This is a genomic window from Mycobacterium sp. NGS49 (genome assembly GCF_059812565.1).
In genome coordinates, this window is sequence record NZ_JCALCX010000017.1 from 1 (window position 1) to 12,791 (window position 12,791).

Genomic DNA, 12,791 nt, shown 5'->3' on the forward strand with positions numbered 1-12,791 from the left:
GACGACTCACACCGTGAATGGCGTAAAGCTGCCGTCGAGCACCTGCAGGTGGCCGATCGTGCGACCGGTCACCACGCCGGGGCTCACCCGTGTGAGTTGCAGTGCCGCCTGCGCGAATTCCTCGGCGGAGCTCACGTCGTCGAAGCCGTGGGCGTAGTAGGAGAGCCCCGGGGTCATGATCGGCTTGGACGGTGCCAGCGCATTGACCGCGATGTTGTGGTCGGCGAGATCGAGCGCCGCGCAACCGGTCAGGTGTTCCAGCGCCGCTTTGGACCCGCCATATCCGGGCAATCCCCCGCCCAGCCGCGAGGCGATAGAGGTGATGTTGACGATCGAACCGCCGCCACCGGTGATCATGTCCGGGCAGACCAGCTGCATCAGCTCGTATGCGGCGAAAAGGGAGATCTCGAAATGCCTGCGGTATGCGGTGAGCGGGATGCTGACGAACCCGGGCCAGCGAGGCTTGTCCGCCGGTTTGGCGCGCGGCGTGGCACCGGGCCGTCCGGGTGCCGTGAACGCGGCATTGTTGATCAGAATATTGATGGGCCCCAACGCTTCTCGCGCTTCGTGGACCAGCCGGACGATATCGGCACGCTCAGTCAGGTCGGCTCGAATCGCCACCGCCCGCCCGCCGGCAGCCTGAATGTCGGCGACCGTCTCGCCGATCGTTCCGGGCAGCCGCTCGTCCCAGACGGTCTCGGTGCGTCCGACGACGGCCACCGCCTCGCCGTCGGCCGCAAGTGCCAGCGCAATCGCCCGCCCCAGCCCCCGACTGGCGCCGGTGACGATGGCGGTCACCGGGTCACCCCGTGCACCACGATGGCAGCGGTCTGCTCCACCCAGGTGTCGTCGAGCTTCTGGTCCGGATACAACATCATCCGCAGCATCGTGGCGCCTCCGATCAATTCGATCAGCCGGTCCGGGTCGACGTCGGGATGCGCCTCGCCCCGGTCGATTGCCTCACACAGACGTATCCGCACCGCAGCGAACAGACCGGCGAAGCGCGACATGACCCGCGCGTTCAGTTCGGCATCGGCGGTCATGTCGGCAACCAGGCCCGGCAATGCGGCGCGCACCACGGGAGTCGTGAAGACGTCGCGGGTCGCCTCGATCATCATCCGGATGTCGGCCGCGAAATCGCCGGCCGGGGCCTCCAGCGCCGTGGGCGCCACCGGGAAGGCGGCCTCGTGCACCAGCTCGGCCTTGCTGGACCACCTGCGGTAGAGCGCCGACTTCGTGGTTCCGGCCCGTTCGGCGACTGCGGCCAGGCTGAGGTTCGAATAGCCGATGTTGACAAGCAGTTCCGCGGTCGCCGCCAGGATCGCAGCATCGATACGCGGGTCCCGGGGCCGCCCGGCACCGGGGACCTTGTCAAGGGTTGACGGGTCTGCTTTCATAACGCTACCTACCGTATCGTAATTACCCCGCAAAGGAAGCACCCGTGGCCAATGAACCGGCGCTCGAAGATGTGGGCCGCATGCAACGCTCGAGCCGCGACACCAGCACCGTTCCGACGTTGCTGTCGCAGTGGTTGTCGACGGTGCTACCGGTAGCTCCCGAAATCACCGTCGAAAGCGGCGTGGACTCCACCGGCATGTCGTCGGAGACGATCATCCTGACCGCGCGCTGGCAGGGCAACGCGCAGAAACTGGTCGCCCGGGTGGCACCCACCAGCCAGGATGTGCCGGTTTTCCCGACCTATCGCCTCGACCACCAATTCGAGGTCATCCGACAGGTGGGTGAACTGACCGACGTGCCGGTACCCCGGGTGCGCTGGATCGAGAACACCGGGGAGGTGCTGGGAGCGCCATTCTTCCTGATGGACTACGTCGACGGCGTGGTGCCGCCGGACGTCATGCCGTACACCTTCGGCGGCAACTGGTTCGCCGACGCGCCGGCCGACCAGCAGCGCAAGCTGCAGGACGCCTCGGTCAAGGTCCTGGCCTCGTTGCATTCGATCCCCAACGCCGAGAATACATTCGGCTTCCTGACCGAGGACCTGACCGGCGACACCGCGTTGCGCAAACACTTCGGCTGGGTCAAGTCGTGGTACGACTTCGCGGTCCCCGGCATAGGCCGGTCCCCGTTGGTGGAACGGACTTTGCAGTGGCTGCAAGACAATTGGCCCACCGAAGCCGACGCGCGCCCGCCGGTGCTCAACTGGGGCGACGCCCGGGTGGGCAATGTGCTGTACCGGGATTTCGAGCCGGTGGCCGTGCTGGACTGGGAGATGGTGACCCTCGGCCCGCGGGAACTCGACGTGGCCTGGATGATATTCGCACACAAGGTCTTTCAAGAACTCGCCGGGCTGGCCACCCTGCCCGGCCTGCCCGATGTGATGCGCGAAGACGACGTGCGGGCCACCTACCGGGAGCTCACCGGCATCGAACTGAGCGACCTGAATTGGTTTTACGTGTACTCCGGCGTGATGTGGGCATGCGTGTTCATGCGCACCGGTGCGCGGCGCGTGCACTTCGGTGAGATAGAGCGGCCCGACGACGTGGAGACGCTGTTCTACCACGGTGGATTGATGAAACGTCTTATCGGAGAGGAAAGTTAATGCTCGGACCGCTCGACGAGTACCCGGTACACCAGATTCCCCAGCCGATCGCCTGGCCCGGCTCTTCCGACCGCAACTTCTACGACCGCTCGTACTTCAACGCCCATGACCGGACCGGAGATATCTTCGTCATAACCGGCATCGGCTATTACCCCAACCTCGGTGTCAAGGACGCTTTTCTGCTCATCCGGCGCGGGGAAACCCAGACGGCTGTGCACGTTTCGGATGCCATTGATCAGGACCGGCTGAACCAGCACGTCAACGGCTACCGCGTCGAGGTCATCGAACCGCTGCGCAAGCTGCGCATCGTGCTCGACGAAACCGAAGGAATCGCAGCCGATCTCACCTGGGAAGGCCTGTTCGACGTGGTCCGGGAGCAGCCGCATGTCCTGCGAGCGGGCAACCGAGTCACCCTCAACGCGCAACGGTTCGCCCAACTCGGCAGCTGGAGCGGGCACCTCGTCGTCGACGGCGACGAGATCGTCGTCGACCCGGCCGTCTGGATCGGCAGCCGCGACCGGTCGTGGGGCATCCGCCCGGTCGGCGAGCCGGAACCGGCCGGCCGGCCGGCAGACCCGCCGTTCGAAGGCATGTGGTGGCTGTATGTGCCGGTCGCGTTCGACGAGTTCGCCATCGTGCTGATCATCCAGGAGGAGCCCGACGGGTTCCGCTCGCTCAACGACTGCACCCGCGTGTGGCGCAACGGCAGGGTCGAGCAGCTGGGCTGGCCGCGGGTCAAGATCCACTACCGCTCCGGCACCCGGATCCCGACCGGCGCGACCATCGATGCCACCACTCCCGACGGCACGCCGGTGCATCTCGACGTCGAATCCAAGCTGCCGGTGCCGATCCACGTGGGCGGTGGCTACGGCGGCGATTCGGACTGGACGCACGGTCTGTGGAAGGGCGCGAAGTTCACCGAACGGCTGACCTACGACATGACCGACCCCGGCATCGTCGCCCGTTCGGGCTTCGGCGTCATCGACCACGTCGGGCGCGCGGTATGCCGCGACGGCGACGGCGATCCGGTGGAGGGCTGGGGGCTCTACGAGCACGGCGCCCTGGGACGGCATGACCCGTCGGGATTCGCCGACTGGTTGACCGTGGCGCCCTAACTCAGCGCGTCGATGATCTCGGTCAGGGTGGACAGGCCGATCGGCGCCGCCTGATAGAGGAACACACTGTCCGACACCCCGTCGAGACGGTCCCTGATGTGGGCGGCGATCTCGGCGGGCGTGCCGCACGCGGCGATCGTGTGCATGATCTCGTCGGAGATCAGCAACGCCATCTCCTGCCAGCGGCCCTGCTTGGACATCGCGTTGAGTTCGGGCTGCAGATCCTCCCAGCCGTGTGCGGCCAGCACCGGCCGGTATGCCGGGGTGGACCCGTAGAACGACAGCAGCCGCCGGGTGCCCGCCACCGCCTCGTCGGAGTCGCCGGCCGAGACGATGACTTCCGGAATGATCGTGAAGTCCTCCGCGCGCCGGCCGCCGGCCTGCAGACCCGCCCGCACCGCGGGCATGGTGCTGTCGTGCAGGAAGCGTTTGGAACCGAACGGCATCACCAGCAGACCGTCGGCGTGCTCGGCGGTCGCCCGGGTCAGCCGCGGCCCGAGAGCGCCCACGTAGATCGGCGGCGGCCCGTACGGGTTCGGGCCGGGATTGAAGGTGGGCGTCATCAGCGTGTGCCGGTAGAAGTCGCCCCGAAAGTCCAGTCGGCCGCCGGTATTCCAGGCCTCGAAGATCGCGCGCAGCGCCGCGATCAGCTCCGTCATCCGCGCCACCGGATGATCGAACTGAGCACCGAACCGCTTCTCGATCTGCGGACGAATCTGCGTTCCGAGCCCCAGGTGGAACCGACCGCCACTGAGGAGCTGGTGGTCGTTGGCCTGATGGGCGAGGTGGATCGGGTTGCGGGGAAACGCGATCGCCACGTTGGTCATCAGATCCAGGCCACCCACCGTGGCGGCCAGGGTCAGCGGGGCGAACACGTCGTGCGGGCCTTCGAACGTGGCTACGCCACTGGCCCCGGCGTCGCGCAGCTCCCGGGCCCGCTGCGCCGCGTCTGCCAGGCCATACAAAGCGGTGAATACCTTCAACGCACGCCCACCTGCTGATCCGGCACGGAAGTCACCCTACGGAACAGACCGGCAATGCTGTTCACTGGAGCACGTGCCAAACCCGCCGTGGAGTGTCGACGTCGTCGTGGTGGGCGCCGGCTTGGCCGGCCTCGCCGCAGCCCGGGAGCTGACGCGACAGGGTCATGACGTGCTGGTCCTGGAAGGACGGGACCGCGTCGGCGGCCGCTCGTACAGCGGCAGCGTCGCCGGACTGCCCATCGACCGGGGTGGCTCGTTCGTCGGCCCTACCCAAGACGCCGTGCTGGCGTTGATCGCCGAGCTCGGGCTTCCCACCGTTCCGACCTACCACACAGGCAAGAACGTGATCCACTGGCGCGGCGCGGCTCGCGCCTACAGCGGCACGATCCCCCGGCTCTCGCTGATCGGACTGCTCGACATCGGGCGGCTGCAGTGGCAGTTCGAGCGAATTTCACGCGCCGTTCCGATCGCAGCGCCCTGGCACGCCAAGCGGGCGCGCCAACTCGACGACGTCTCGCTCGGTCAGTGGTTGAGCACGGTGCGGGCCACCGCGTCCTCGCGGGATCTGATGGCGATCATGACCCGGGTGACCTGGGGCTGTGAACCCGAGGACGTCTCGATGTTGCACGCCGCGCGCTATGTGCGGGCGGCGGGCGGACTCGACCGGCTGCTGGACACCGAGAACGGCGCCCAGCAGGACCTGATTCCCGGGGGCACCCAGCAGATCGCCGATCGCGCGGCAGCCGAACTCGGCGACCGGGTGATACTGGACGCGTGCGTTCGTCGCATCGACCGGCACGGGTCGGGGGTGACGGTCACCTCCGATCAGGGCCAGGCCGAGGCCGGATTCGTCATCGTCGCCATTCCGCCCGCCCACCGCGCCGGCATCGAGTTCAATCCCCCATTGCCGCCCGAGTACACCGAACTCACCAGGCACTGGCCGCAGGGCAGGTTGACCAAGGCGTATGCCGCGTACGAAACGCCGTTCTGGCGGGCCAAAGGCTTCTCCGGTCAGGCGTTGCTGGATAAGGGCCCGGTGTTCATCACCTTCGATGTCAGTCCGCACCAGGACGGTCCGGGGATTCTGCTGGGCTTCGTCGACCCCCGCTCCTTCGACTCGCTGCCGGCCGACCAGCGTCGCGCCGCCGCGCTGCGCTGCTTTGCGTCGCTGTACGGCGAGGAAGCCCTCAAGCCGCTCGACTACACCGATTTCCGTTGGGGCACAGAGCAATTCGCGCCAGGAGGACCAACGGCCGCGGTGCCGCCGGGGTCGTGGACCAGGTACGGCAAGTTGCTGCGCCAACCGGTCGGCCCAATCCACTGGGCCGGCACCGAGACGGCCGACGAATGGACCGGATACTTCGACGGCGCGGTCAGGTCCGGCCAGCGGGCCGCAGCCGAAGTCGCCGCGCTGCTATGAACTGATCAGCGTGACCCGGGTCTGGCGGTCGATCGACGCGTCGGCAAGACCGCGCAGCTGCCTGTTCACCTCGTCGGGATGTTCCAGCATGGAGCAGTGCCCGCCGGGCAGCTCGACCAGGTCGACGACGTTGGGCGCGGTGCGCGCCAGCAAGCGCGCCTGGCTGATCGGCGTCAGCCGGTCGTGTTCGCTGCCGATCACCAGGGTCGGCACCGTCAGACCTTCGAGGTTGAGGTGTCGCGAACCGATTTCGTCGATGAGCATCCGCGCGCAGCCGCCGCGACCCACCGGCGAGGTCTGTGCGAACAGTTCGTAGACGAGCTGGACGACGGCCGGGTCCGCGCCCGCGCCGACCGCCATCATCGCCACCAGATACCGACTGGGAATCCGGACAGCTCCCGGCAGCGGAAACCCGCCGACCGCATTGATCAGGGTCCGCCCGGCCACCATCCGGGCCGGTCCCAGGCCGCGCGGCACCGACAACAATTTGATCTTGCTCAGCAGGTCACCGCTGGCCGTGTTGATCAGCGCGACCGCATCGGCGCGGCGGCGAACCTTGTGTCCGTAGCGCGACGACCAGGCCTGGATGGTCATGCCGCCCATCGAATGGCCGGCAATCAGCGCCCGTTCGTGCGGGGCCAGCGTCGCGTCGAGCACGCAATCAAGGTCGGACGCCAGGTGCTTGAGGCTGTAACCGCTGCGGCGTGGCACACCGCTGCGGCCGTGCCCGCGGTGGTCGAACGCGATCACCCGGTAATCGGTGGCCAGGTCGGCGATCTGGTGCGACCACGCCCGGATGGCGCAGACGAAGCCGTGCGTCAGGACGATGGGATAACCGTCCGGCGGGCCGAACACCTCGGCATGCAGTGCGGTGCCATCCGCCGCGCGAACGTTGACGGTACGACTCGGGGGCAAATCGGCAGGCAACTGCCGAATCGATCTCTCACGGGTGGTCGTCCGAGCACTCTTGTCAGGAATCATGCCGCTCCCGCCGTTGGTCGCGGCACCGTTGCCGCCGTCCAGTTGCTCGCGACTTTACCTGACCGTAATGTGCGCTTCGTCACAAACCAGAAAACGATCAGATAACGGCGAAACCGTGCCAGAGTTATCCCGCCGAGGGTTTTTGGCGGCAACGACCCTGCTCGCCGGCGGCTGCGCGACGCACCCTCCGGCGGCGCGGCCTCCCCCGGCACCGACTACGACGTCCGCGGACACCACAGTGGTCTTGGTCATCGGTGCCGGAATGGCCGGGCTGGCCGCTGCGCGCAGCCTGGCCGACGCGGGCCGGCCGGTACGGGTGATCGAAGCCCGCGACCGCATCGGTGGGCGGGTGCACACCACCCGCGACTGGGGTGTGCCGTTGGAGATGGGCGCGTCCTGGATCCACGGCACCAAGGACAATCCGCTGACCGAATTGGCTGCGCAGGTTCATGCCGACGTCGTACCCACCGACTACGACGACCCGGCCAAGCTGGTGATCGATCCCCGGCTGCGACCGATGACGTTCAACTCCCGCACCTGGCGCGACCTGGTCACCGAGGCGCGTGATGAGGTCACCGGCGGGACTCTGGGCGCCGCAATCACCGCGGCGGCCGACCGCGAGGAACTCACCGACCGCGACCGCGCCGCCCTTGCCTACTACGTCACCACAGCGATCGAAGACGAGTACGCCGCCGACGCGGGCCAGCTTTCGGCGACGGCGTTCGACGTCGGCAAGTACACCAGCGGCTCCCAGTCGGTGATCACCAGCGGGTACGACGCGCTGCCGCGCCTACTGGCCGACGGAATTCCGATCGAGCTGAACGCTCCCGTCAATTCCATTGCCTACAAACAGAATTCAGTAACCGTCCGAGCCGGCGAGCGTACCTTCGCCGGTGCCGCGGCGATCGTCACGGTGCCGCTGGGCGTGCTGAAGGCGGCGAGCATCACCTTCGACCCGCCGCTGCCCGAAGGGCACGCCCATGCGGTGAACGCGCTGGGATTCGGTGTCCTGGCCAAGAGCTACTTCCGTTTTCAGCAGCGAACCTGGGACGACGAGAACGCCTTCTACGAGTACCTGGGCTCCGAGAAAGGCATGTGGGCCCAATGGCTCACGTTGCCCGCCGCTGCCGGCCCGATCGCGTTGGCCTTCAATCCCGGATCCCGCGGCCGTAGCGTCGAGGCCACCGCCCCAGCCGATCTGATGGCCGGCGCCCGGCCCGTCGCCAGCCAACTGTTCGGGACGGACATCGTGGCGGTGCGCACCTCGAGTTGGACCACCGATCCCTACGCGCTGGGTTCGTACTCCTTCCACGCGCCAGACTCGGGACCGGACGACCGCCGCCGGCTGCAGGAACCGGTGAGCGACCGGCTGTACCTCGCGGGCGAGGCCGTTGGAACCGACAACCCGGCCACCGTCCACGGCGCCCTGCTGAGCGGCCGCCACGCGGCCGCCGAGCTGATGCGCCGCCTACCCGGATAGGGCTGCGCTCAATAGTTTTCCAGCGCGTCGACGCCGCGCCAACTCGGCCAGGTGGTTTCCCACACCCGGTAAATCCGCCCGTCACGGTAGGCGGCGATCAGCATCACCTCGATGCGGGTCGGCCGCTCGCCGGGGCGCGAGGTGGTGATCCATACCCGGCCGGCGACCTTGTCCCCGGCCTCCACCCAAGCCTCGTCGTCGTACTCCACCGAGTAGGCGATGGGGGTGGCGTACAGCTTGAGGTGACTGTCGCGGAACTCGGTGAAGCCCTGCGTCAGCCCGTCGGAGGTCATCACGAAGTCGGCGTCGTAGTAGTGCTCGATCAGGTCACCGTTCTTGCCGACAACCATGCGCTCGAACATCTCACGCAGTAACGCGACGGACATGCGGCCACCTCACCAGGCGTCGGGACGCATCGGCATCCGGGGCTTCGGCTTGATTCTGTTGATCGCGGCCCACAGGGCCCGCTCGCGGGCGTTGTCGGCGACGAACAGCATCTCATCACCGGCCTCGAGCACCTCTTCGTGCCGCGGAACGATCACGGTGCCGCGGCGCACCACACTGACCAGGGCGGTGTTCTTCGGCAGACCCAAGTCACCCACCTGCGTGCCCACCACCGGGTTGTCTTCGGGCAGCGTCAGTTTCGTCAGCGCGGTGCGGCCTTCCTGCAACCCCATCAGCCGGACCAGGTGACCCACATCGATTGCGCCCTCGATCCCCGCAACCATGGCACCCGGTGTGGAGACCGATACGTCAATCCCCCACGCCTGCCCGAACAGCCACTCGTTGCGGACATCGTTGATCCGGGCCACCACCCTGGGCACCCCGAACTCGGACTTGGCCAGCAGACCCACCACCAGGTTGGCCTTGTCGTCGCCGGTTGCCGCGATCACGACGTCGCACGTCTGCACGCCGGCCTCCTGCAGCGCTGACATTTCGCATGCATCGGCATTGAACCAATCCGCCTCCGGCACCTGGTTCGGCTCGAAGTTGCGCCGTTGCCGCTCGATCAGCAGGATCTTGTGCCCGGCGTCGAGCAATTCCTGTGCGACCGAGCGGCCGACGTTGCCGGCACCGGCAATCCCGATCCGCAACTTTCGCTTGGCCACCCGACCATCTTTGCGTATGCCAAGTGGCCCGGCACTTCGCGCTGTGCAATGAGCGGCCGGCGCGCGCGGGCTGATTTACTGACAAACCAATGACGCTGGAACAGCTGTACCTGACTGTGTCGATCGGCGGCCTAGTGCTGCTCGCCAGCATCGTCGGCACCCGCGTGGCCACGGTGGTGGGATTCCCCAGTCTGCTGCTGTTCCTGCTGGTCGGTGTCGCGATCGGCGAGGACGGGCTGGGTCTGCAGTTCGACGACGTGGTCCTGGCCCGCAACGTAGGAACCGCGGCGCTGGCCGTCATCCTCGTCGAGGGCGGCCTGACCACCCGGTTCAGCGACATCCGCAAGGTACTGGCGCCCGCGGTCACCCTGGGGACCATCGGCGTGATCATCAGTACCGTCATCACCGCGGTGTCCGCGCGGCTGCTGCTGCACTTCGACTGGCAGCTGGCCCTCCTGCTCGGCGCCATCATCGCCTCCACCGACGCGGCGGCAGTCTTCTCCGTCCTTCGCGTGCTGCCGTTGCCGCGCCGGCTCGCCGGGCTGCTGGAAGCCGAGTCCGGCTTCAACGACGCGCCGGGCGTGATCCTGGTGCTGATGTTCAGCGTGGTGCCCTTCGTGTTCCGCCCGGAGGGTGCCGTCACCGACCTGCTGTATGAACTGATCGGCGGTTCGGCGATCGGATTGGTCATCGGCTACCTGGGGGCGTTCGGGTTGCGGCGCATCGCGTTGCCGGCATCCGGCCTGTACCCGATCGCGACGTTCGGGCTGGGCCTGGTCGCGTTCGCCGCCGCCGGGGATGCCCACACGAGTGGATTCATCGCCGCCTACCTTTCGGCGGTGGTGCTGGCAAACTCGGGGCTGCCGCACCGTTCGGCCACCCGCTCCTTCGCTGAAGGAGTCGGCTGGCTGGCCCAGATCGGCCTGTTCGTGCTGCTCGGGCTCTTGGTCGACCCCAGCGAACTGTTGGTCGACGTGATACCCGCGATTGTGGTCGGGCTGGTGTTGCTGCTGGTCGCGCGGCCGCTGTCGGTGGTGGGAACGCTGATCTGGTTCCGGGTGCCGTGGCGCGATCAGGCGTTCCTGTCCTGGGCGGGGCTGCGCGGCGCGGTACCGATCGTGCTGGCGACCTTTCCCATCGTCGAAGGCGTGCCCGGCAGTTCTCGACTGCTGAACATCGTCTTCGTACTGGTGGTGGTGTTCACGCTGGTTCAGGGCCCCAGCCTGCGGCCGATCGCCCGGATGCTGGGCCTGATATCACGCGAAGCGACCCGTGAAATACAGGTCGAAGCGGCTCCACTGGACATGCTGGACGCCGAACTGCTCACCATGACGGTGCAACGGCCGTCGCGGCTGCACAACGTCACCATCCTGGAACTGCGCCTGCCCGACCCCGCCGTCATCACGCTGATCATTCGGGACGGCCACACTTTCGTCCCCGAGTCCGACACCCGCATCGAGAGCGGCGACGAACTGCTGATCGTCACCACCAGCAACACCCGGGCTGCGGCCGAGGCCAGGCTGCGCGCCGTCAGCCGGCGTGGCAAGCTCGCGCACTGGTTCGACGAATACGGGGAGCTGGACTGACTAGCCCGCGAACCTCGGCTCGCCCAAAGTGAAGGTGGCCTCCTCGACGAACGCGCCCACATGCAGGCCGGGCCGCAGCCACGTCGGCAGCGGACCCGACGAGGAGACGCCGACCGTCACCAGCGCCGGACGGATCCGACCGGCGAAGGTGAGCAGCGAGTCTCCGACGCGACCGTCGGCGAACTGCTGGCGAGCGCTGCCCTTGGTTTTCAGCGGAATGGCCGGCCCCTTGATCCGCGGCGTCGCGCTGACCGTCCAGGACGGCTCGGAGCTGCTGCTGCCGGTGATGAGGTGGCCGTCGGCCAACTCGCCGTCGAAGCGGGCCAGTGTCTTGGGCATCGCCCAGTTGGTGCGGCCGCCGACCAGGCTGGATTCCGAATCCACCGACATGAACGCCACGTTGCCCCAGGGCCGCAGGCCGGTCCGGGAGCCGACGATGCCGAGCACTTCGTCATAGGCGCCGACGGGGGTGTCCGTGTAGCGGACGAAGGCGCCGAGGGTGACCAGCGCCGGGCTGCCGGCCAGCGCCGGCGGCAGGGCGCCCGCCGCGGCGCGGCCGCCGCGGCCCAGCCACAGCAGCGCCGAGCAGCGGCACTCCCACGGCGCGGGCGCCTGGTTACGCGGCAGGGTGGCAACCAGCGCCTGACTCAGTGCGCTTTCGGGCACGCCCCGCAGTCCGGTCAACTCGATGCGACTCTCGTTGTCTCCCACGACTACTCCTGGTTCTCGATGCGCGCCTGGTAACCGGCACGCTGCTCGCGGTCCAGTTCCGCGGTGACTTTGTAGCCACCCGACAACCGGAAAGCCGTATCGACGACTGCGGCCGGCAGGGTGGCGGTCCCGCGGGAGACCAGACCAACCAATTTGGGTACGAACACGGTGCGAGAGGCCCCTTTGGCCAACTCGGCCACCACAGCGGTGGCGACATCCTCCGGATTGACCACCAGGAATCTCTCCAGTGGCCCGGGTGCCGACATTCCCGCGATCAGCTCGGTGCGGACGAAGCCCGGGCAGATCACCGAGATCTTGACTCCACTGCCCCGCCACTCCTGACGCAGCGCCTCGCTGAACCCGACGACGGCGTACTTGGACGCGCAGTAGGTGGCGGCATTGGGCGACGCGAGGGTGCCCATGACCGAGGCGATGTTGACGATGTGGCCCGCTCCACGTGCGGCGAAGCGGGCGCCCGCCAACCGGGTGCCGGTCAGCACCCCCAGCACGTCGATCTCGATGGTGCGCCGGGTGACGCGGGGGTTTTCCTGCAGGAACGGCCCGATCGGCATGATGCCCGCGTTGTTGACCAGGACATCGAGGCCGCCGAGCTCCCGAGTGGCCTGGTCCAGAAAGGTCTCGAAGCTCGCCGTGTCGGTCACGTCGAGCGGGTGGCCCGTCGCGCCGATGTCGGTGGCGGTCTGTTTGACGGCAACCTCCTGCACGTCACCGAGGGCCACCGCGGCGCCGGCGGCAATCAGCGACTCACCGATCGCGCGGCCGATGCCTTGGGCCCCGCCGGTGATGGCAACCCGTCGCCCCCTCAGCTTCGCCACGTGGCCCAGA

At 67.7% G+C, this 12,791-nt stretch carries 13 protein-coding genes; 5 read left to right on the forward strand and 8 right to left on the reverse strand.

From position 1 onward, the window contains the following. Nucleotides 1–6: 6 nt before the first annotated feature. Entirely contained in the window at nt 7–798 is a 792-nt protein-coding gene (locus AC5Y7D_RS18630; RefSeq protein ID WP_499926547.1) for an SDR family NAD(P)-dependent oxidoreductase, read from the reverse strand. Next, nucleotides 795–1,397, reverse strand: a complete 603-nt coding sequence (locus AC5Y7D_RS18635) for a TetR/AcrR family transcriptional regulator C-terminal ligand-binding domain-containing protein (RefSeq protein ID WP_499926550.1) — start codon at nt 1,395–1,397, stop codon at nt 795–797. Before AC5Y7D_RS18635 ends, AC5Y7D_RS18630 begins: the two co-directional genes overlap by 4 nt. A 44-nt stretch (nt 1,398–1,441) precedes the next feature. On the opposite strand from AC5Y7D_RS18635, the gene AC5Y7D_RS18640 reads away from it, so the two are divergent. Further along, a complete protein-coding gene (locus tag AC5Y7D_RS18640; protein ID WP_499926552.1) occupies nt 1,442–2,560 on the forward strand; it encodes a phosphotransferase family protein in 1,119 nt (372 codons plus the stop codon). Further along, the gene (locus AC5Y7D_RS18645; protein WP_499926554.1) at nt 2,560–3,675 is read left to right on the forward strand and encodes an Rv3169 family protein; all 1,116 of its coding nucleotides are present in this window, start codon (nt 2,560–2,562) and stop codon (nt 3,673–3,675) included. Before AC5Y7D_RS18640 ends, AC5Y7D_RS18645 begins: the two co-directional genes overlap by 1 nt. Here AC5Y7D_RS18645 and AC5Y7D_RS18650 read toward each other — a convergent pair. Continuing rightward, on the reverse strand, nt 3,672–4,658 hold the full coding sequence (locus AC5Y7D_RS18650; protein ID WP_499926556.1) for a TIGR03617 family F420-dependent LLM class oxidoreductase: 987 nt from the start codon (nt 4,656–4,658) through the stop codon (nt 3,672–3,674). The genes AC5Y7D_RS18645 and AC5Y7D_RS18650 overlap by 4 nt on opposite strands. 73 nt (nt 4,659–4,731) lie before the next feature. Between AC5Y7D_RS18650 and AC5Y7D_RS18655 the strand changes: the two genes are divergently transcribed. Continuing rightward, nucleotides 4,732–6,078: a flavin monoamine oxidase family protein gene (locus tag AC5Y7D_RS18655; protein WP_499926558.1), complete on the forward strand. Its 1,347-nt coding sequence runs from the start codon at nt 4,732–4,734 to the stop codon at nt 6,076–6,078. Here the strand turns inward: AC5Y7D_RS18655 and AC5Y7D_RS18660 are convergent. Then, a complete protein-coding gene (locus AC5Y7D_RS18660) occupies nt 6,073–7,059 on the reverse strand; it encodes an alpha/beta fold hydrolase (protein ID WP_499926559.1) in 987 nt (328 codons plus the stop codon). The genes AC5Y7D_RS18655 and AC5Y7D_RS18660 overlap by 6 nt on opposite strands. Before the next feature lie 115 nt (nt 7,060–7,174). Here AC5Y7D_RS18660 and AC5Y7D_RS18665 point away from each other — a divergent pair, with 115 nt between their 5' ends. Then, nucleotides 7,175–8,539 (forward strand): flavin monoamine oxidase family protein, encoded by a 1,365-nt coding sequence (locus AC5Y7D_RS18665; protein WP_499926561.1) that lies wholly within the window; start codon nt 7,175–7,177, stop codon nt 8,537–8,539. An 8-nt stretch (nt 8,540–8,547) separates the two neighbouring features. Here AC5Y7D_RS18665 and AC5Y7D_RS18670 read toward each other — a convergent pair whose 3' ends face one another. Continuing rightward, the gene (locus AC5Y7D_RS18670; protein ID WP_499926563.1) at nt 8,548–8,925 is read right to left on the reverse strand and encodes a nuclear transport factor 2 family protein; all 378 of its coding nucleotides are present in this window, start codon (nt 8,923–8,925) and stop codon (nt 8,548–8,550) included. Between the two features lie 9 nt (nt 8,926–8,934). After that, on the reverse strand, nt 8,935–9,633 hold the full coding sequence (locus AC5Y7D_RS18675; RefSeq protein WP_499926763.1) for a potassium channel family protein: 699 nt from the start codon (nt 9,631–9,633) through the stop codon (nt 8,935–8,937). Between the two features lie 104 nt (nt 9,634–9,737). On the opposite strand from AC5Y7D_RS18675, the gene AC5Y7D_RS18680 reads away from it, so the two are divergent. Beyond that, nucleotides 9,738–11,234, forward strand: a complete 1,497-nt coding sequence (locus AC5Y7D_RS18680) for a potassium/proton antiporter (protein WP_499926565.1) — start codon at nt 9,738–9,740, stop codon at nt 11,232–11,234. Here AC5Y7D_RS18680 and AC5Y7D_RS18685 read toward each other — a convergent pair whose 3' ends face one another. Continuing rightward, nucleotides 11,235–11,945, reverse strand: coding sequence for an acetoacetate decarboxylase family protein (locus AC5Y7D_RS18685; RefSeq protein ID WP_499926567.1), 711 nt, complete (start codon nt 11,943–11,945; stop codon nt 11,235–11,237). A 2-nt stretch (nt 11,946–11,947) separates the two neighbouring features. Further along, nucleotides 11,948–12,781 carry an SDR family oxidoreductase gene (locus AC5Y7D_RS18690; protein WP_499926569.1) on the reverse strand — a complete coding sequence of 278 codons (834 nt, stop codon included), beginning with the start codon at nt 12,779–12,781 and terminating at the stop codon, nt 11,948–11,950. Nucleotides 12,782–12,791 lie beyond the last annotated feature (10 nt).